We start from the raw sequence: 19810 nt of genomic DNA on the forward strand, positions 1-19810 counted from the left end.
GGCATATCTGTTGTGAGCTCGTGGGGCATTACAGTGTACCCATGAGTTGCGGTACCGAGTCCAGCAGAGCCATGCCGGCGATGCCGGTCAGCAAAAGCCCCATGAGCGCTTCAAAGCCGCGCTGGATGCGCTGTAGTCCTGCTGCCAGCGGACCTCGGCTGACGCCCCAGGCGACCAGACTGTACCAGGCTCCGTCGATGACAAAGGGCAATAGCGCCAGCAGCCACCAGTGTACGTCAATATCACCGACAAAGGGGCTGAAAACGGCGGTAAAGAACAGCCATATCTTGGGATTGAACAGGCCGATAATCAGCCCCTGATACCACCGGGCCGATGCCGGGGCCGCGGCCTCTCCGTCGGGGTTGTGCACCGGAACCAGGGCGCTGCGCAGCATGCTGATGCCGAGATAAAGCAACCAGCACTGGCCGGCAATGACCACACTCCAAAACCAGGGGCCGCCGAGTGCCTGGGCACTGCTGAAGAACAGCAGCGACAGGGCGGCATAGAAACCGATGGCTGCGGCGTGACTCCAGGCGGCCAGCAGCGCCTGCATGCGGCCGCTGACCAGGGCGATGCGCATCATCACGATCAGGCTGGGGCCCGGTGTGGCCGCGCCGAGAAAACAGATCAGGGCCAGCGACAGCCATTGTGCCAGCGTCATCTCAGCCGCTCACTATCAGGCGCAGGCTGTCGAGGTGCAGATCAGCCTGCGCAATGGCCGCCAGTACAGCCTGCTTTTCTTCCTCCAGGTGACGAAGCAGTGGTCCCTCTGCCAAGCCATTGCGCTCATGCAAGGCCTGCAGGCGTGCCAGTTCATGATCGTAGTGGTCCGCCGCCGCCTGCGCTGCCTGCGCTCGCTCGTCGTCCAGTCGTGGTGCTGCCAGTGTGCGAGCTGTTTGCACCAATTCCTCGATAACGGTCTCCTGGGTGCGCAGAATGGCCACCAGGGTTGTCTTGTCCAGGCGCTGCTCCAGATCCCGCAGGTCAATCTGGGTGAAGGGCTGAGTCACATCCTGCCCCTGAGTATCCACCACGCAGCGGAACAGTCCCTCCGGCAGAAAGCGACTGGCCTGAATCGCCTTCGCATGCTGCAGCAGTGGTCGCCAGGCAGTCTCCAGGTACAGACTGCCCTTGGGCAGGCTGCGTACCTTGATCAGCGTCACCCCGGCGCTGCCTAGCCAGGTCTGTTCCAGTGTTTCGCGCAGAAAGTCGACCAGTTCATGTTCCCAGGTGATAAAACGCACATCATCCCGGCTAACGGCCACCGAACGGCGAAAGGTGATCAGGCAGCCGGATTCGATCATTTCCGGGAGTGTGTCGGGAATGACACGTTCGCCGGGCTGCAGGTGGTAGAGGCCCTGGCCTTCATCGGTCGTATCTATACCCAGGTGGTCCAGCAATTCCAGCACAATGTTCTCCGGTGACTGGGCAGACTCGAAGCGGGCAATGTCATCAACCAGTTCCTGGGCGGCTTCACGCCTGAAAGAGTGCCACTCCAGCAGCCTGTTGCGCCCCTGATCGGCTTGATGACGCGCCTTATCAGCCAGACTGCGACTGAGCTGCAGGCGAGCGTCCAGCGCCTCGCCGGTCACTGGCACCAGATCGGTCAGCGCGGGCGACTGATCCGGCAGCAGTGACACCGCTTCGGCCTCTGCGACCTGGCGCAACACCCGGTCGCCGATGTCACAGGTTTGGGTGAAGGCCGCCAGCGCTTCGTCATACCAGCGAAACCACTGGGCCTGCAGGAGATCTTCCAGCACGGGTACATGGATATCGATGGCGTGGGTCTGGCCGATACGGTCCAGTCGACCGATGCGCTGTTCAAGTTGATCCGGGTGCGGGGGCAGGTCGAAACAGACCAGGGTGTGGGCAAACTGGAAGTTCCGGCCTTCGCTGCCAATCTCCGAGCAGATCATCACCTGTGCACCGCCTTCGAGTTGGGCAAACCAGGCGGCTGACCGGTCGCGCTCGATCAGGTCCATATCTTCGTGAAACAGCGCGGTGAGAATACCTTCGCGCAAGCGCAGATGCTGCTCCAGCGCGCTGGCGGTGGTTTGCAGATGGCAGATCACCAGTACCTTGGCCGGCCGCTCGTGACCGGGCAACTGGCCGCGCAACAGGGCCAGCAACCAGTCGATACGCGGGTCTTCGCGGGTCCAATCGGTCACGGAGGCTTCCGGCCAGGGAGTTGCCGGGTCATAGTCAGGTGGCGCGTCCAGCAGGTGCTTGTGCAGGCGGCGTTCGGGAAAGTCGTCGATGCGCCGGCGCGAGTTGCGAAACTGCAGGCGCCCGGTGCCTCTGATATCGATCAGGTGAGCCACCAATGCTTCGATGGCGGCATCCTGCGCCTCAGCGGTATCAGCAGCACTGACCTTCTGCAGACGCTGCTGTGCCTCCTGATCTGTACACCAGGCGCTCAGCAGGTCGTGATTCGCTGAGCCCTTGCCGACTGATGCGAGAAAAGCGTCCAGCGCCTCGCCCAGCTCTGCCAATAGCAGATTGTCCTGTTCGAACTGACCGAAATCACTGAACCGCTCCGGGTCCAGAACATGCAAGCGGGCGAAATGGGCGGCAGTGCCATCCTGCTCCGGCGTGGCAGTGAGCAGCAAAACGCCCGCGGTAGCGGCGGCCAGTTGCTGTACGGCCTGTGCCGTGGGTGTGGCGGTATCCTGGCTGAAATCCAGGTGGTGGGCTTCATCCACGACAAGACAATCCCAGCCGGCTTCGAGGGCCATCTCGGTGCATCCTGATTGATGCCAAAGAGAATAGGGCGTCAGCGCCAGTTGCGCACTGAGAAACGGGTTGCTGTCCGGGTCCTCCTCGGCCAGCGCTGCCAGGCGGCTCGGGTCGAAAATCGGACAATGCAGATCAAATTTGCGAATCAATTCCACCAGCCACTGATGCAGCAGGTGGTCGGGAACAATGATCAGAGCGCGTGAAGCTTGTCCGGTGACCAGCAGGCGATGCAGAATCAACCCGGCTTCTATGGTCTTGCCGAGGCCGACTTCATCACTGAGCAGCAGCCTGGGTGGGCCGGTGCGCGTGGCGGTTGCGGCGATATAGTACTGATGAGGGTTGAGCTGCAGGCGGCCGCCCAGCAGCCCTCTGGCCGGCTGCCGCTGGTATTCTGCATACTGCTCCCGAAACCGGCGACGCAGCAGGTACCAGTGCAAATGGTTGACCTGGGCCGAAAGGAGTCGACTCTCGGCACTGTTGAGGTTCAATTCCGGGGCCAACAGCATTTCAGGAATCGGCTCCAGCCCACCATCCGGTTGAGTCACCTGATAGATGAGAATGCCTTGCTGCTCTTCGCTGCCTGCCACGGTGGCCTGCTCGCCATCCCGGGTCACCAGCAATTGGCCGGGCTTCAGCACATGACGCTGCAACGGGGCCTTGTCTTCTGCGTAAACGCGGGTATCACCAGTGGCAGGAAACAGGATCTGGATCCGTCGACCAGAGACTGATTCAATAAGCCCCAAGCCCAGTTCCGGTTCGGTTTGCGAGAACCAGCGTTGGCCGGCTTTAAAGGTCATCAGTACTATCACTCCGGGATTTCATCTATGATTGCAGCAGTCAGCAATGAGGCGGAAGTGTAGTGATCGAAAACGGTGACTTCAAACGAATTTCCCACAGGCCCAGCGAATTCGAGCAGCGGCGCATCGAGCAGGTCGTCCAGGAATTCCTGACGTCGGTTGTGCCGCAACATTATCGCGGTCCGGGAGAGGTGCGCCAGCAGGTTCGGGAAAGAACCATAGAGTTTTACGAGGCCCAGCCGCATCCCGTGCATGCCGATCGGCTGGTACGACTGCCTGTGGCGCTGATCAAAGGGGCCTCGGATGGTCTGTGGACGCTCTATTTCCGAGGCTCCAGCGGTCACTGGGTCGCTTATCCGGAGGGCTCAGGCCTGCGTCTGGGCAGTGTCCTGTCGTTGATCGAGCAGGATGAACAGGGCGTTTTCTGGTAAATTCTACTACACTGTTCGAGCCTGAAGGGCGGCTCAGTGAAGTGTCGAATTAATCAGACAGGACACTGGGTGCCGTGTCCAGGGACAGGAATGGTTGGGACTGATGAGGAAGGTGTAGTTTGATAAAAGTCATTCCGGTGTCCGCACTTCGCATAGGCATGTACATTGCTGAGGAAAATGCATACTGGATTCCGAGCAAGAACCGTTCCCGTGCCGGCATGCTGAGCCAGCAGTCGACCATTGAGCGGATTCGCCAACTGGGTGTGGCCGAAGTGTATATCGACACCGGCAAGGGCCTGGATGCGCCCGAGGCGCGTCGCCTGACAGATGACCAGTTGGACCGTATCAAGCGCGACAGGGAAGCCCGTCGGATGCGCACGGAGAATCGGCATGCAGGCAAGACCAGTGCGCCAGGCGCACCAGCTACTGCTGAAGTGGCATCGTCCGGCTCTGCCAGCACAAAAGCCAAAGCCCCCAAGGTACCGCTGGAAGTCGAGCGTCAAAGAGCGTCTGCCATTCATGAGCGGGGTCTGGAGCTGGTCGATACCGTCATGTCTCGGGTCAAAATGGGGCAGAGCTTTGACGTCAAGGAAGTCGACGGCGTAGCCGACAGCATTCTGGGCTCATTGTTTCGCAACGAAAACGGCTTTGCCTGCCTGACCCGAATTCGAGAAAAAGACACATACCTGCTGGAGCACAGCCTGAATGTAGGCGTGCTGATGGGTCTGCTCGCCAAATCGCTGAATTATGAGAATGATGTCATCCGCAAGCTCATTGCCGGGGGCATTCTGCACGACATCGGCAAGATCAGTGTACCGGATGAAATTCTGCACAAGCCGGGCAGACTGGAGCCCGATGAGTGGGAAGAGATGAAGCGCCATGTGGAATATGGCTATGAGTATCTGAAGTCGTTGTCCGGTGTCGACCCAATAGTCATGAGCATCTGCCGGCAGCATCATGAGCGATTGGATGGCAGTGGCTACCCGGCTGGCCTGGCGGGCATGCAGCTGGATCGGTTCGGCCGTATGGGCGCCATTTGCGATGTCTATGATGCGATTACCGCCGATCGCGTCTATCACAAGGGTATTTCGCCTTCCGTTGCCATGAAACGACTGGTGGAATCGAGCAGCAAGGAACTTGATCGGGCCATGGTCTATCAGTTCATCAGGTGCATGAGCATCTACCCGGTAGGCACCATGGTCGCGCTCAAATCCGGTCGTGCCGGGATCGTCGTGCAGCCCAATAGAGTCAAGCAGGCCTCGCCTGTGGTGCGGGTGGTCTATCACCTGCAAAAAGAGCGTTTTCTCGAGGTCGAGGATGTTGATCTGTCCCGCCCGCTGGAAGAAGATACCATCGACCGACCACTGGAACCCTCCGCCCTGCCTGCCCATGTCAATATGATGGATTTCTTCTGAGACCATGACGGCCTATCTTGATCGCTTTGGTGGCATCGCCCGCCTCTACGGCACAGAAGCCCTGGCGCGCTTCCAGTCGGCCCGGGTCGCTGTCGTCGGGGTTGGCGGCGTGGGGTCCTGGGCAGTTGAGGCGCTGGCGCGCTCCGGTGTCGGGTCGCTGACCTTCTGGGATCTGGATGATGTCTGTGTCTCCAATACCAACCGACAGTCTCATACCACGACAGACACTTTGGGTCAGTTCAAGGTTGATGTGCTGGCCGAGCGCTGCCGGGCGATCAATCCTGACATTGAAGTGGCGCCCCGTCAGCAGTTCCTGACGCCCGGAAATCTGGACGATTCGACCCTGGCTGATCATGATTTCGTTATTGATGCGATTGACAGCGTGCCGGTCAAGGTCGCCCTGGTGCTTGCCTTGCGCGAAGCCGGAGTGCCCTATGTGCTGACCGGTGGCGCAGGCGGGCAGACCGACCCGACACAAATTCGCCGCGCCGATCTGAGTGCTGCCGTGCAGGATCCGCTGGCAGCGCGCGTGCGCCAGATGCTGCGCCGCGAGCATGGCTTTCCGGGCGGCGGCCGCCGCATGAAGGTGCCGTGCATCTATTCCCAAGAACCCCTGGTATATCCCCAGCCTGACGGCACCGTTTGCGCAACCCGCCATCCGGACGCAGGGAACAATCTGAACTGTGCCGGCGGGTTTGGCGCCTCCATGGCGGTCACCGCCACCTTTGGCATGGTGGCAGTGGCCGCAGCACTTGAAGCCCTGTCAGCCTGAAGTGCCTGCTTCAATCCGGATAGAGACCGTCCGGGCCACCGGAGTCGCTTTCTGCCTGAGGATGACCGGGCCAGTTCTGCAGGCACTGTTCCCAGCGCTCCGCCAACTGTCCCGGATCCGGTTGCTGATTGGCGGCGCCATACAACAGGGCCTGCGTGGCGCGCACCAGATCGGGAAATTCGGCCTGGCCAGAGCGGCTGGCAACACGGGCCAGGTCAGGCCAACCCCAGGGACCCAGATTCGTGCTCAAGGTCGCCAACAGAGATTGCCAGTCCTGCGCGGCAGCCTGTGCCCGGGCCTGTTGCAGCCACACGGATGGTTTGTCGGCCCGTTTCTGCTTATGGCCAGGCTCTTTCCTTGGTCTCACTGCGCCGTTCCCCGGAACTGATCGGGATTTCCTCGGGTGATCCTGCGCCGGTCGCCACCAGAATTTTGCCAGACGCAGCCAACCCCGGTTGATGACCTGCCATAGCAGGGCGCCAGGCCGGATCCGACGGCGCTTGAGCAGCCAGCCCAGTCCGAGCAACAACGCCAGCACCATCACGGCACCGGCGAAGGTCAGGGCACGACTTTCGGTGGGTGCCTCGGGCACTTTCGCCGCCTCTTCCGGAGCCATCGCTTCGGGTTCAGGCTCTGGAGCCGGTACCAAGGCTCCGGCAGCCACATTGACAGTGCGCGCAGGGGCTTCTGCCCAGCGCAGTGTGTCTTCCTCCAGATCCCACCAGGGGACCCGCAGGGCCGGCACGGTGACCTCGCCGGCGCCGGTCAGCAGGTAAGCCACCTCATCCTGACGAACGCTGACGCGCTGCTGGGGTTGCAGTTGCTCATCCGACTGCACCTGGCCCTCATATTGACGCACTTCAGCGGGCGGGTCGCTCTCGTGTTGCGGTCGGCTTAGCCTTGACGCGGGAGGACCGGTGGCGCTCAGGGTGGTCTGGCGCGTGATCTGATCTCCGACTTCCGGTGCCTCAAGGTTGCCGGCCCAGGTGTCCTCGAGCGTAACATCCCGCGCCGGCAGCCAGGTCTGACCGGCCGGGAAGTCACTCGGGATCGGCTTGACGTCCAGCGCGATGGCCTCGCTGCGCACATCACGCAGCGTCTGGCGAGGCGCAAGGCTGTGCGTCCGGTAGTCACCCTCGAAGGAGAATGCCGGCAAATCGCGCTGCCCGGGAGTCAGAGGCGTATAAAGATAGTGAAACCGCGTATAGCTGTAGTTTCGGCCATCGTCCCGGCGGGTGGTCCCTTCAATGGCATCGCCCAGTGCGGTCCACTCACTGTCCTGTGGGGATACATCGGCGAACTGACCACTGATGTTGACGTTGTAATACAGGGTCAGCGTGACCAGGATGGATTCATCGACATAGGGAGAGGTGGTACTGGCGGTCACTTCCAGCTCGACATTTCTGTCGCGGATGGCCCGTTGCTCGGGAGATATCTGCAATACACGGATATCAATCGGGCGCGTGGTCGCATTGCCGACGGTCAAGGCTGGGATGGTCAGTTCTCCGCTGTGCCGGGGTAACAGTGTGATTTCCCACTCGGTGAAGCTGCGTCCGAGCTCTTCCTGCAGCGCCGGATTATTGGTGGATTGCCGTTGTTCCAGAATCTCGAAGTCGCGACGCAACGGCGCCAGATCAGGCGTCTGGTCAGCGGGTCGCACACGGATTCTGAGAGTGAAAGCATCGCCGTCAACCAGGGTGGTTCGACTGACACTGGCCAGCGCCTCGGTGGCAGCCCACACCGAACTGCTTGCCCCCAGCAACAGAATCAGGGTGCACAGCATCAACAGCCCGTAACAACAGTGTCCTTTACTGCGCCTTACCATGTGGGACCCGTAGCATCGTAGTTGTCAGGTTCCGCTTCGTACTGGAAGCGGAATTTGCGTTCGAGAAAGCTGGCGTCCTGTTCCGGCATGCGCTGGCGGATGCTGCTTTCCAGGGCCTCAGCGCCGGAGTCGGTCAGGTCGCCCTGACCACTGCCATCGCCGGGCAGGGCGGGGCTGCCTTCACCGCGCTGACTGCCACCCCCAGGATTGGCCGGTCCGGGTGCAGCCTCCTGCTCTTCAGACTGTCCTTCATTTTCGGCCATGCGCTCCAGGAACTGTTCCACCAACTCTTTGTTGTGCCTGGCTTCGGAGAAGTCCTCGCGCCGCCGCAGGGCTTCGTCATAGGCCTCAAGGGCTTCTTCAAACCGTTGCAGATGTACCAGAGCATTGCCCCGGTGATAATGGTCGCGCGCCGAGTCGGGGGACTCCAGCCACTGCAATGCCTGTCGGTATTCACCGGCTTCAAGGGCGGCATGAATTCGCCACTGCTGACTGCTGAAGATATCCATGGCGGCACGCGGATCCTCCTCCAGCATGGCGGCACCCTGTTGATCCGGACTGCGGAACCAGTCGAGCGCCGATGCCTCGGCACGCGGTGTCAGCAGAGTCAGTGACAGAGCCAAGGGTAAGACCATCAGTTGTCCGCGACCATAGAGCAACAGCAGGCCGGGCAGCAGCGCAACCAGCAGCCAGAGTCCCAGATCCCGGGTCACGGTGTTGCTGTCCAGCGCCGCCTGGCTGCCCAAAAGTTGACCGTCTGTCAAAACAGATTGCCAGTCGGTATCGTCTGGCGTCAACGGATGCCAGCTCACCTGATTGCTGTCTGCCAGAATATTCAGTTCGCTGCTGTCCAGCACCGGCTGAAGCGGATTGCCCGAGGTGTCCCGAACCGGTGTGCCGTCGCGGCGTATGGCCGGTCCGCCGATATCGGTACCCAGCGCTATGATGCCCAGTCGAGCCACCCGGTCATCCAATTGGTCCTGCAGGCGAATACGCTGTTCTGTCGTCAGACTGTCGGTCAGCCACAGCACATCCCCAGACTGCTCGTTGAGCAGATCAGCGGCCAGCGCCAATGCCGCAACCGGATGACTGCCGGGGCGCGGCATCATCTCCGGGTGCAGTTGGCGCAGCATGAGGGTGATGGTGTTGTGGTCAAAACTGAGGGGAGTGACGACATGTGCAGTACCGGAATAGGCGACCAGTGCGGTGGGTCTGCCCGGATGCGCTGCCAGCCAGTCCTGAACTTTCTGCCGTGCCCGTGTATAGCGATTCGGCGACACGTCTGTGGCGAGCATACTGGGGGACTGGTCGATGATGATGACCATGGGCCGTTCCTGCAGGGCGTCCTCGGCCTCCACTTCGATGGCGGGACCCGCCAGCGCCAGGGGCAGTAGCAGCAGCGAGATCAGACCGACATAGCGCACCAGTTGGTTGTAACGGTCCTTTCCACCCTGCAGCAGTGGTTGCAACAGTTGTGGATCGATATGCGACTGCCAGCGTGCGCTGGCTTCACGGCGCAGACTCCAGATCAACAGTCCGACCAGTGGCCAGGCGAGCAGCCATTCGGGACGCAGCAGAGTCATGATCGAACTCCCGGCCGCCGAATAACCAGGGCAGCAGGCAGGGCACTGACGAGGATCAGCATCAGGGCAAGCCCGGCCGGCCAGTGCCAGACATCACGCGCATGGCGAATATATCGCTCGTTGGCCTCCACCGGTTCCAATTGATCAATGGTGCGATAGATGGCGAGCAGATCTTCGCTGCTTTGAGCCCTGAAGTACTCACCGCCGGTGGTTTCGGCGATGGCAATCAGCGCCGGCTCGTCGATGTCGGAGGGGCTGCCCAGTGGGCCGCCATCCTCGGTACCAAAACCGATGGTATGGATGGTGATGTTGCGATCACGGGCCAGAATACCGGCTTCGCGGGGAAACACACTGCCGATGGTCTGTGCGCCATCGGACAGCAATATCATGACCTGTTCGTCGCCCGCGCGGGCGGTTCTCGTTTCCGCCAGATGAATGACGCCAAGAGCCAGAGCCTCGCCCAGTGCGGTGCGCGGCCCGGCCATGCCAATCTCCATTTCATCGGCGAGTCGCGCCACGGTGGCCAGGTCCGGGGTGACCGGCACATGCACATAGGCCTGGCTGCCGAACACGATCAGGCCGATCTGGTCCCCTTCACGGTCGGGAATGAAGTCCTCGAGAATGGCTTTCACCGCAGTCAGGCGATCCGTTTCCTGGCCGTCCACGCGCATATCGGGAATGGACATGCTGAGTGACAGATCCACCAGCAACATCATCTGCCGCCCGGTGAGCAGTATGTTGTCGCGATCACCGGGCACTTGCGGGCGCATGACAGCCAGCACCAGCAGCAGCCAGGCCAGCAACATCAGTACCCCGCGCCAGTGCAGCAGGCCGCTCAGCACACGCGTGTCCGCCGCGGCCCGCCAGGCGTCGGCAAAAGGCACCCGAGGAGCGCTGCGTACACCGGCCGGCAGTCGCCACCAGACCAGCAGGGCCAGTGGCAACAGCAGGATCAGCCACGGCCGGGCGAATGTAAGTGCAGACAGGTCAGGCATAGCTGTTCCAGTTCAGGTTTATACGTCGTCAGCAGGGGTTCGACATCGCGCTGTGAATAGATGTCGCGCAGCAATTGCGGGACCACCTCGGGCAAAGGTTCAGGTGCCGCCCGTTGCAGAGCGCGCAGAAACAGATCAGGCGGCAGGTGAGAGGGTACACCCAGGCCGTCCCGTGCCAGTCGGCGCAGCCATTGGCTGATTTCCCGGTCGGGCTCTGTGGCGGTCAGAATGCGCTCCAGGTCCTGCAGATAAGCCCGGCGCAGACGGTGCACCGTCGGCCAGCGCCACCAGGGCGTGTCGCGGCTGTACCAGATCAGCCAACCCCCGAACGTGACCGTCAGCACTACAGCCAACAGTACCCAGCCGGTAGCTGGTGGCCACCAGGACAGGTGGTCCGGTGCCAGGTTGGGGGCCATCTGCGCCTGCAGTTCCTGAAATGACATGGTCAGGGCTCCCAGGTCTGTGCAGTATCGTTTGCTGCAAGGTCTGAATCTTCGGCATTGGACATCTGGGCCGCATCCGTCAGCCAGTGGTTCTGCTGCGGATCATCGGCGGTACTCATGCCCACCCAGTGCAGGCGCTGCCCGGCCAGTGCGGAGCGCAGATTGGCAAACCAGCTTTCACGCGCTGAGCGATACCGTTGACTGGCCCTGCGTGACCCCTGAATCCAGAGCGGGCGCCCTGATCCCTGCACGGGGAAAGCGCCCCCGTCGGGCAGACTTTCCTCCAGCGGATCATAAAGCTGCACCAGAGTCACCGCGCTGCGCGACAGGCTCTGCAGCAGGCCACTCCAGTCGTGGGGCGGCAGCAGGTCTGAAAAGATCACGACAGGGCGTCCGGGCTGGGCCAGGCGGCGCAGTTCAACCTGCAGCTCGGACAAGGCCGCGGGCGTCAGTGCCTGCTGTCCGGTGGGTGGCGCGCTGTGTTCTGACCAATCGTTGAGTTGCTGCAACCATCGGTTGCGCGTGCGCGCAGGACGGCTAAGTGATTGTCCATGGGGTGACAGTACGACACTGCCCACGGCATCGCCGGCGTCCAGTCGCGACCAGCCGAGCAGGGCAGCGGTTTCCAGGGCACGCACGGACTTGTAGGCATGGCGGCTGCCGAAATACATCTCCGGGGTCAGCAGAATCACCAGCAGCCAGGACAGTTCATTTTCCTGGTCAAACACTCGGGTCATGGGCTCGCCGAGGCGGGCAGTCGCCCGCCAGTGCAGATGACGCAGGTCATCGCCGGGTTCATAGGCCCGCAGCTCGCGCATCTGCAACCCTGATCCGGCCATATGGCTCTCACGCGCACCAATCAGCCGGGCGAAGCTCTGCTGACTGCCGCGTGCCGAGGGCTGGCGCAGGGCGGCCAGTTGTTCCACGGACACCTGTGTGCCTTCGAGCATATCAACCTCTCAACTGACGGGGACCGCATGCAGCAGCGCATCCATCGCGTGATCTGCGGTGACGCCCCGTGCCTGGGCCCGGAAATCGATGCTCAGACGGTGCCGATAGACCAGCGGCAGCAGGCGTTGCACCAGATCAGGGGTAACAAACGTCATGCCGTCCAGCCAGGCTCTGGCCCGGCAGACCTGCTCCAGACCGATGGTGGCCCGAGGGCTGACCCCGGCCGCCAGCCACTCGGCCAGTTCATTGCTGTAGGCGCCGGGGCGGCGGGTCGCATCGGCCAGGTGTACCAGATAGTCTTCGATCGCCGGCGCCACATGGATGGTCGCCACCTCTTCCCGCGCCTGACGAATGTCTTCCCAGGCCAGCGGTGGCCGTTCGGGCGGTTGCAGGCGATCACCATGGCGGGTCAGGCGGAGAATCTGGCGCTCGGTTTCAGCATCCGGATGTTCTATGCGCACATGCAGCAGGAAGCGGTCCAACTGGGCTTCCGGTAACGGATAGGTGCCTTCCTGCTCCAACGGGTTCTGGGTAGCGACCACCATGAACAGTTCCGGCAGCGGGCGGGTAGCGCGACCCGCCGACACCTGGCGTTCCGACATGGCCTCGAGCAGTGCGGCCTGGACCTTGGCCGGTGACCGATTGATTTCATCTGCCAGCAGCAGGTTGGTGAACACCGGTCCGGGCTGAAATTCGAACGCCTGCTGATCGGCCCGATAGATCTCGGCGCCGGTAATGTCGGTGGGTAACAGGTCGGGGGTAAACTGAATGCGCTGAAAATCGCCCTGAACACCCAGTGCAAGTGCTTTTACGGCTCGGGTTTTGGCCAGCCCGGGCGTGCCTTCCAGCAGCACATGCCCATCGGTCAGCAAACCCAGCAAGAGGGCCTCAGTCAACGGTTTTTGACCCAGTACTGCACTGCCAAGGTAGTCTTGCAGAGCCTGAAATCGGTCCAGAATCATACGTCAATTCCTGTTCTCGCCCGCCGCGCCGCGTGGCCCCGTCTATTGGACCGGTTAATCAAGCGCGCCAGTGCTATTGCAATTGCGACAAGTCACCGAAATGACTGGAGAAATTCGTTCAGTACGTTACCTTATCACTAAGGGGTTTATAGGGCCCCGAAATATGGCTGAAAATATAAAGTATAAAGGGACACTTGCTCATGCCCGGTAAGAAGCTGCCTGTAAAGGCGGATATAGTCGAGACGCTCGAAACCAGACTGCACAAAAATGTCAAAGACGACAAAAAGAAACCCCTGTCCTTACTGATTAACCGACTGTTTGCTCATGCCGCAGACAGTGATCTGACTACCTATGATATGGAGGATCTGGCCGGACTGACGGTCAGTCTGTGGCGCCATATCGACAAATGGCCCGATGCTGGCAAGACGCCCAAGGTTCAGGTGTTCAATCCTAATGTGGAAGAACATGAATGGCAGAGCGGTCACACCAGTGTAGTCGTGCTGGCGCGTGATGTGCCATTCGTTGTCGATTCGGTGCGCATGGCGCTCAATCGCCTCGGGGCCAATATCCACCGGCTGTTCTATGGTGACTTCCACAGCGAGCGCAGTGCCGGTGGCCAGTTGAAGGCTTTCCGCGAAGAGGCCGAGACCAACAACGAGTTGCTGGTGTACTTCGAGATTGACCATGTCTCGGAAGCCCGAGCTCGTCGGCAAATGGAGCGCGAGCTTCAGTCCGTGATCAGTGATGTGGGCATGGTGGTTGATGACTACCCGGCGATCACTGATCTGGTGCGTACTGCCGTAGAGGATGTACGCAAGCTCGAGAAGAGCAACCTTCCGGGAGAAGAAGTTGCCGAAAGCCGTATTTTTCTGGAGTGGTTGCTCGATGACCATTTCACCTTCCTGGCCTTTGATCGCTACGAGATCAAGGCGGGCAAAATCAAAACGGTAGCCAAGTCGGAGCTCGGTCTGTTTCGCAAACCCAGTCGCTCTGCCGCAGAGCATATCGACCTTTCCGGCGATCAGATGTCGGCTTCAGCCCATGATCCGCGTATCGTGACCTTTGCCAAATCCGGTCGTCGGTCTTCGGTGCATCGCCCGGCCTACAGCGATTATGTGATCATCAAGGAATTCAACAGCAAGGGTGAGGTTACCGGAGGCTACCGGATCCTCGGTCTCTATACCTCTGCCGTCTACAACGACTCACCGCGCAGCATCCCCATTGTGCGGCGCAAGATTAGCGAAGTGGTTCGGCGTGCGGGTTTCTCCGAGTCCAGTCATAACAGCAAGGAACTGGCGCAGATTCTGTACACCTTTCCGCGCGACGAGCTCATCCTGTCAACGGTTGATGAGCTGCTGAACACAGCACTCTCTGTGCTGTCGATCCAGGAACGCAAACAAATCCGGGTGTTCTCCCGGCGTGATCCCTACGGGCAGTTTGTAACCGCATTGGTCTACCTGCCGCGGGAAATTTTCAACACGGAAATCCGCATGCAGATCCAGAGACTGATTGCCAGTCGACTGGATGTGGAAGGCTCCGACTTCAGTATCTACCTCAGCGAGTCGGTGCTGGCGCGCATCCGTTTCGTATTCAAGCTGTCCGGCCCGCTGACCGAAGGGTTGGATGTGCAGGATCTCGAACGCACCATTCGCCAGATGGCGCGCCGCTGGGAAGATGAACTCAGCGAAGCCCTGTGCGAACAACTCGGTGAAGAGCAGGGCATTGATCTCTACAATGCCTACCATGCTGCGTTTCCTTCAGGCTATCGGGAGAGCTATTCCGCGCGCGTGGCCGTTACTGACGTGCAGCGCATGGAATCCCTGTTCGCCAATCCCGAAGAGCAACTGACGCTGAGCTTCTATCTCAGTCAGGAACCTTCGGAGACCAACCTCAAGCTGAAGATATTCCATCAGGATTCGGAGCTGATGCTGTCCGACCTTGTGCCGGTGCTGGAGAACTTCGGACTACGGGTGGTGGATGAAATTCCCTATCCGGTTGAGCGGGCAGACGGGCAGCGCATCTACATTTACGATTTTACGCTGCTCTATCAGGCCGATCCTGATCTGGAGCCTGCCCAGTTGCGGGAGATTTTCCATGATGCCTTTATCAATATCTGGTACGGGCGCGCCGAGAATGACCACTACAACCAGTTGATACTGGGCTCCAGGCTGACCTGGCGTGAAGTGGCCATGCTGCGAGGCTACGCCAAATACATGAAGCAGATCCGCTTCGGTATCAGCCAGGAATACATTGCCACAACTCTGATTCGGCACCCTGAACTGACCGAAATGCTGTCCTACCTGTTTTCCGCCCGGTTCAACCCGGTGCGCAAGAAGCGCAAGGAGCTGCAGGACAAGTACACGGCCAAGCTGGAAGCCGGCCTAGAGCAGGTGGAAAACCTGAACGAAGACCGCATTCTGCGCAAATACATGGAACTGATGCAGGCCACGTTGCGCACCAACTTCTATCAGCAGGAAGGCGGCAGTCGGCGCAAATCCTACATCAGCTTCAAGCTCAACCCGAGGGCCATTGCCGATGTGCCCAAACCGCGCCCCGAGTTCGAGATCTTTGTCTATTCGCCGCGTGTCGAAGGGGTTCATCTGCGCGGTGGCAAGGTGGCCCGGGGTGGCTTGCGCTGGTCCGACCGTCTTGAAGATTTCCGCACCGAGGTGCTGGGGCTGGTCAAGGCGCAGCAGGTCAAGAATGCAGTGATTGTTCCGGTGGGCGCGAAGGGCGGATTTGTCGCCAAGAAGCTGCCGGACCCTTCAGACCGGGAAGCCTTCCTCGCCGAGGGTATATCCTGCTATCGCACCTTTATTCAGGGCTTGCTGGACATCAGTGACAATCTGGTCGGCGGTGCCGTGACGCCGCCATCGGACGTGGTGCGCCATGACGGTGACGACCCCTATCTGGTGGTGGCCGCCGACAAGGGTACCGCGACTTTCTCCGACATAGCCAATGAAGTGGCCAATGGCTATGATTTCTGGCTGGGTGATGCCTTTGCCTCAGGCGGCTCCAACGGCTATGACCACAAGAAAATGGGTATTACCGCACGCGGTGCCTGGGTCAGTGTGCAGCGGCACTTCCGTGAGATGGACATCAACGTGCAGGAATCACCGATTACCGTGGTCGGTATTGGTGATATGGCCGGTGATGTCTTCGGCAACGGGCTGCTGTCTTCACGCTGCCTGAAGCTGGTGGCAGCATTCAACCATATGCACATTTTCCTGGATCCGGATCCGGACCCGGAAAAGTCCTACAAGGAGCGTGAACGGCTGTTCAAGCTGCCCCGTTCAAGCTGGGAAGACTACAACAGCAAGCTGATTTCCAAGGGTGGTGGGATATTCAGCCGGCACGCCAAGTCCATCACCCTGACTCCGGAAATACGCAAACTACTGGGTGTACGTCATGAGAAACTGACCCCGATCGAGTTGATCAGTCATATTCTCAAGGCGCAGGTGGACCTGATCTGGAACGGTGGCATCGGGACCTACGTCAAAGCCAGTACAGAGTCCCATGCCGATGTCGGCGACAAGGCCAATGACAACCTGCGGGTTGATGCCTCCGAGCTGCGCGCCAAGGTGCTGGGTGAGGGAGGCAACCTCGGCTTTACCCAATTGGCGCGCATCGAATTTGCCCGCCATGGTGGCCGCTGCTATACGGACTTTATCGACAATGCCGGTGGCGTTGACTGCTCTGACCATGAGGTCAATATCAAGATATTGCTTGATGAACTGGTCAAGAGTGGCGATCTGACCGTCAAGCACCGCAACCAGTGGTTGGTCAAGATGACCGATGAGGTATCTCAACTGGTGCTGAGCAACAACTATCGTCAGACCCAGGCCATCAGTATTGCTTCTGCCGAGGCAGCCCAGCGGGTCGAAGAGTATCGCCGTCATATTGCGTCCTTCGAGACGGCCGGCAAGCTTGACCGGGCGCTGGAATTTCTGCCTGATGACGAGCAGATTTCCGAACGCAAGGCGTTGGGTCAGGGGCTGGTAAAACCGGAACTCAGCGTGCTTATCTCCTACAGCAAGGGGGATCTCAAGGAAGCGCTGATCAACCAGGCCGCAGGTGACGACAACTACCTGGCGCGGGAAGTCTATACCGCTTTCCCGCGGACGCTTGTGGAGCAGTTTGGTGACAATATTCAACAGCACCGGTTGAAGCGGGAAATTGTGGCCACCCAGTTGGCCAACGACCTGTTCAACCATATGGGTATCGTGTTCGTGCACCGACTGCAGGAAAGCACCGGGGCAAGCGAGCTGGATATTGTCAAAGGTTATGCAGCAGCGCGCGATATCTTTGGTATGCCGGAGCTCTGGTCGGCCGTGGAGTCGATGGATTACCAGGTCTCCAGCAGCCTGCAGATGGACATGATGACCCGCCTGTCGCGTATGGTGCGCCGTGCTACCCGAACACTTATCAAGAGCAATCGACTGAACCTGGATGTGGCCGACCTGGTCAAGCGCTATCAGGGCTCGATCAACGAACTGGCGGATACCATTCCCCGCTTCCTGCATGGTCAGATGGCTACGCGCCATACAGAGGCCGTGGATGCCTTTACCTCCGCGGGAGTGAGCAAAACGGTAGCACCGAGACTCGCGGTCTGTGATCATCTGTATCACGGTATTGCGATAATCGGTGTGGCCACTCAGTTGAATGTGTCACTGGAGCGGGCGGCGCAGACGTTCTTCCTGTTGGGTGAGAAGCTTTCACTGAACCAGTTTGGCGGAGCTCTGAGTGCCATGCCCGTCGGTACCCACTGGCAGGCGATGGCCCGAGAGGCCTTGCGTGACGATCTGGAGCAGCAGCAACAGCGCCTGACCTGGAGCGTGCTCAGCGAGGACGACGGAGGGGATCTGGAGGCCAATCTGGAGCGCTGGATACAGCGTCACCAGCCACTGGTGGATCGCTGGGTGCGCATTGTGCGCGAAATCCTGGCTACCAGTGAGCCGGAGTTCAGTATGTACAGCGTCGCCACCCGGGAGCTGCTGGACCTTTCCCAGTCCACGGCCATCGGCACCATGGAAAAAATCGGCTGAATGTCGCATCATGGGTGCCGGTCACCGGATCGGCACCCATGAAAGAATCCATTGTAGTCAGTTTCGAGATCACCCCGGAAGAACTCCAGCGCCTGTATGACGGTTCGGCACGCAGTGTCTATACCATTGCATCAGACGGGCGCAGTGTGTCTTTCCCGTTGCGTATACTGCAACCCTTCATTACCCGTGACGGCATTCGCGGCGCGTTTCGTATCTGGTACGAAGGCGGCCACTTCCAGTCGATCGAGCGCTTACGATGATCTTATCGTGCGCCAATAGAGTGCATTCTGCACTCTGATGGCACATGAAAAGGCACCTCGGGCCGTCTGGGCACGACTTGGCAAGTCGCCCGCATATCCGTAGAACCTCCTGAAACCCCTCCATTGCGGTATTCCTTCGCAAAAACAGTGTCCTGGCACGGGCTGTGCAGTCAGCAGCCACAGCAAGTAACAACAAATTGATTGGAGTCGGGTGCCTGACGGGTACCCCTCTCCGCGAGCAAAGGCGCTCGACGAGTCCATCAACAGATGCGACTGGTCGGGCGTTTTTTTTTGGATTCAACCGGGGGCAACTGATGCAGCAGTGGATCATTGTGGGGCATGGTATGGCGGCGATGCGGCTGCTGCAGGATTTAATGCTGCTGGCACGATGGGACGCGCAGATTACTGTTATCGGTGAAGAATCCTGGCAGGGCTACAACCGGATCGGGCTGTCTGATGTGCTGGCAGGGGTGCGCGAACTTGAGAGCCTTGCCACGGTAGCCCCAGACTGGTTCGAGAAGCATGGCGTTTCCTGTGTTCACGACTGGGTATGCCGGATCGACCGCAAGGCCCGACACGTGATGTTGAAGAGCGGTGAACGTCTGCGTTATGACCGCCTGATACTGGCAACCGGTTCCAGCCCACGACTTCCGGATGTGCCGGGTATTGACCTGCCGGGTGTGCGCCCTTTCCGAACCGTTGCAGATGTGGAGCAGTTGCTGTCAGTGCCGGCAGGTGCCAGAGCCCTGGTTCTGGGCGGTGGACTGCTGGGCCTCGAGGCGGCTACAGGTCTGGCCGGCCGGGGTGTCGACGTTACCGTCGTGCACCGTGATGACTGGTTGATGAACCGGCAACTGGATTCGTTTGCCGCTGGTTGGCTGGAAGAGGCGCTGCGTCAACAAGGCATTGCTGTTCGCACGGGTGAGGAGGTGGAGGCCATCAGTGCTCGCGAAAATGGTGGTCTGCACGCCGTTCTGAAATCCGGAGAGGCGCTTCAGGCCTCTGCGGTGGTTCCTGCCATCGGCATCATGCCGCGTATCGAACTGGCACGGGAATGCGGATTAAGCGTCGACCGCGGCATTCAGGTGGATGATCAACTGCGCACCTCGGATCCCTGTATCCATGCCTTGGGCGAGTGCGCCGAGCATCGGGGCGTTTCCTACGGTCTGGTGGCACCGCTCTACGAGCAGGCGCACCAACTGGCCGCCCATCTTGGTGGACTGCCGGCGGCCTATCAGGGTTCAGCCGTGTCCACCCAATTGAAAGTCAGCGGGCTGCCGGTCTTTTCAGCCGGGGTCACCGAGGGAGAGACCGGAGATCACGTCATTGTCTGGCAGGATGAGTCACACCGTGAATATCGCAAACTGGTCATCCGCTCTGGGTGCCTGATAGGTGCAGTGCTGTTCGGCGATATCCGTGACGGCAGCTTTTATCACGATCTGATTGAGCGGGCAGCCGATATTACCTCAGTGCGCGAGTCACTGGTATTTGGCGCTGCTTTCTGTGGCGCCCAACCGTCGGACAGCCTGCAGAATACTGAGAAAGACACCGAGAACAACAGGGCTGCGGCCTGAAGGTAACCACCCGGGAGAGCG

At 60.1% G+C, this 19810-nt stretch carries 14 protein-coding genes; 6 read left to right on the forward strand and 8 right to left on the reverse strand.

Going from position 1 to position 19810, the window contains the following annotated elements; genetic code table 11:
- Positions 1 to 28 precede the first annotated feature (28 nt).
- Together LAT62_RS01715 and rapA are read right to left on the reverse strand one after the other, a co-directional pair.
- Complete coding sequence (locus LAT62_RS01715) at positions 29 to 661, reverse strand: LysE family translocator (RefSeq protein WP_293377976.1); 633 nt, start codon at positions 659 to 661, stop codon at positions 29 to 31.
- Position 662: 1 nt separating this feature from the next.
- Positions 663 to 3533, reverse strand: coding sequence for an RNA polymerase-associated protein RapA (gene rapA, locus LAT62_RS01720; protein WP_293377979.1), 2871 nt, complete (start codon positions 3531 to 3533; stop codon positions 663 to 665).
- Positions 3534 to 3595: 62 nt separating this feature from the next.
- On the opposite strand from rapA, the gene LAT62_RS01725 reads away from it, so the two are divergent.
- From LAT62_RS01725 to LAT62_RS01735, 3 genes are all read left to right on the forward strand, one after another.
- Entirely contained in the window at positions 3596 to 3964 is a 369-nt protein-coding gene (locus LAT62_RS01725) for a DUF3024 domain-containing protein (protein ID WP_293377982.1), read from the forward strand.
- Between the two features lie 119 nt (positions 3965 to 4083).
- On the forward strand, positions 4084 to 5379 hold the full coding sequence (locus tag LAT62_RS01730; protein WP_293377985.1) for an HD-GYP domain-containing protein: 1296 nt from the start codon (positions 4084 to 4086) through the stop codon (positions 5377 to 5379).
- 4 nt (positions 5380 to 5383) lie between these two features.
- Positions 5384 to 6151, forward strand: a complete 768-nt coding sequence (locus LAT62_RS01735; protein WP_293377988.1) for a tRNA threonylcarbamoyladenosine dehydratase — start codon at positions 5384 to 5386, stop codon at positions 6149 to 6151.
- Positions 6152 to 6161: 10 nt separating this feature from the next.
- Here the strand turns inward: LAT62_RS01735 and LAT62_RS01740 are convergent, their stop codons facing one another.
- The 6 genes from LAT62_RS01740 to LAT62_RS01765 are packed head-to-tail and all read right to left on the reverse strand — an operon-like array spanning position 6162 to position 12910.
- Positions 6162 to 7976 (reverse strand): BatD family protein, encoded by a 1815-nt coding sequence (locus tag LAT62_RS01740; RefSeq protein ID WP_293377991.1) that lies wholly within the window; start codon positions 7974 to 7976, stop codon positions 6162 to 6164.
- Positions 7970 to 9559 (reverse strand): VWA domain-containing protein, encoded by a 1590-nt coding sequence (locus tag LAT62_RS01745; protein WP_293377994.1) that lies wholly within the window; start codon positions 9557 to 9559, stop codon positions 7970 to 7972. The genes LAT62_RS01740 and LAT62_RS01745 overlap by 7 nt, the downstream gene beginning before the upstream one ends.
- Positions 9556 to 10554, reverse strand: a complete 999-nt coding sequence (locus LAT62_RS01750; RefSeq protein WP_293377997.1) for a VWA domain-containing protein — start codon at positions 10552 to 10554, stop codon at positions 9556 to 9558. The genes LAT62_RS01745 and LAT62_RS01750 overlap by 4 nt, the downstream gene beginning before the upstream one ends.
- On the reverse strand, positions 10512 to 10997 hold the full coding sequence (locus tag LAT62_RS01755) for a DUF4381 domain-containing protein (protein ID WP_293378000.1): 486 nt from the start codon (positions 10995 to 10997) through the stop codon (positions 10512 to 10514). The genes LAT62_RS01750 and LAT62_RS01755 overlap by 43 nt, the downstream gene beginning before the upstream one ends.
- 2 nt (positions 10998 to 10999) lie before the next feature.
- The gene (locus LAT62_RS01760) at positions 11000 to 11947 is read right to left on the reverse strand and encodes a DUF58 domain-containing protein (protein WP_293378003.1); all 948 of its coding nucleotides are present in this window, start codon (positions 11945 to 11947) and stop codon (positions 11000 to 11002) included.
- Positions 11948 to 11956: 9 nt separating this feature from the next.
- Entirely contained in the window at positions 11957 to 12910 is a 954-nt protein-coding gene (locus tag LAT62_RS01765) for an AAA family ATPase (protein WP_293378006.1), read from the reverse strand.
- 200 nt (positions 12911 to 13110) lie between these two features.
- On the opposite strand from LAT62_RS01765, the gene LAT62_RS01770 reads away from it, so the two are divergent.
- The 3 genes from LAT62_RS01770 (at position 13111) to LAT62_RS01780 (ending at position 19789) form a co-directional block, all read left to right on the forward strand.
- A complete protein-coding gene (locus tag LAT62_RS01770; RefSeq protein WP_293378009.1) occupies positions 13111 to 17955 on the forward strand; it encodes an NAD-glutamate dehydrogenase in 4845 nt (1614 codons plus the stop codon).
- A gap of 38 nt (positions 17956 to 17993) precedes the next feature.
- On the forward strand, positions 17994 to 18215 hold the full coding sequence (locus LAT62_RS01775) for a DUF2835 family protein (protein ID WP_293378013.1): 222 nt from the start codon (positions 17994 to 17996) through the stop codon (positions 18213 to 18215).
- A gap of 314 nt (positions 18216 to 18529) precedes the next feature.
- On the forward strand, positions 18530 to 19789 hold the full coding sequence (locus LAT62_RS01780; protein ID WP_293378016.1) for an FAD-dependent oxidoreductase: 1260 nt from the start codon (positions 18530 to 18532) through the stop codon (positions 19787 to 19789).
- Positions 19790 to 19810 lie beyond the last annotated feature (21 nt).

Source organism: Natronospirillum sp. (assembly GCF_022565775.1).
Taxonomy (GTDB): domain Bacteria; phylum Pseudomonadota; class Gammaproteobacteria; order Pseudomonadales; family Natronospirillaceae; genus Natronospirillum.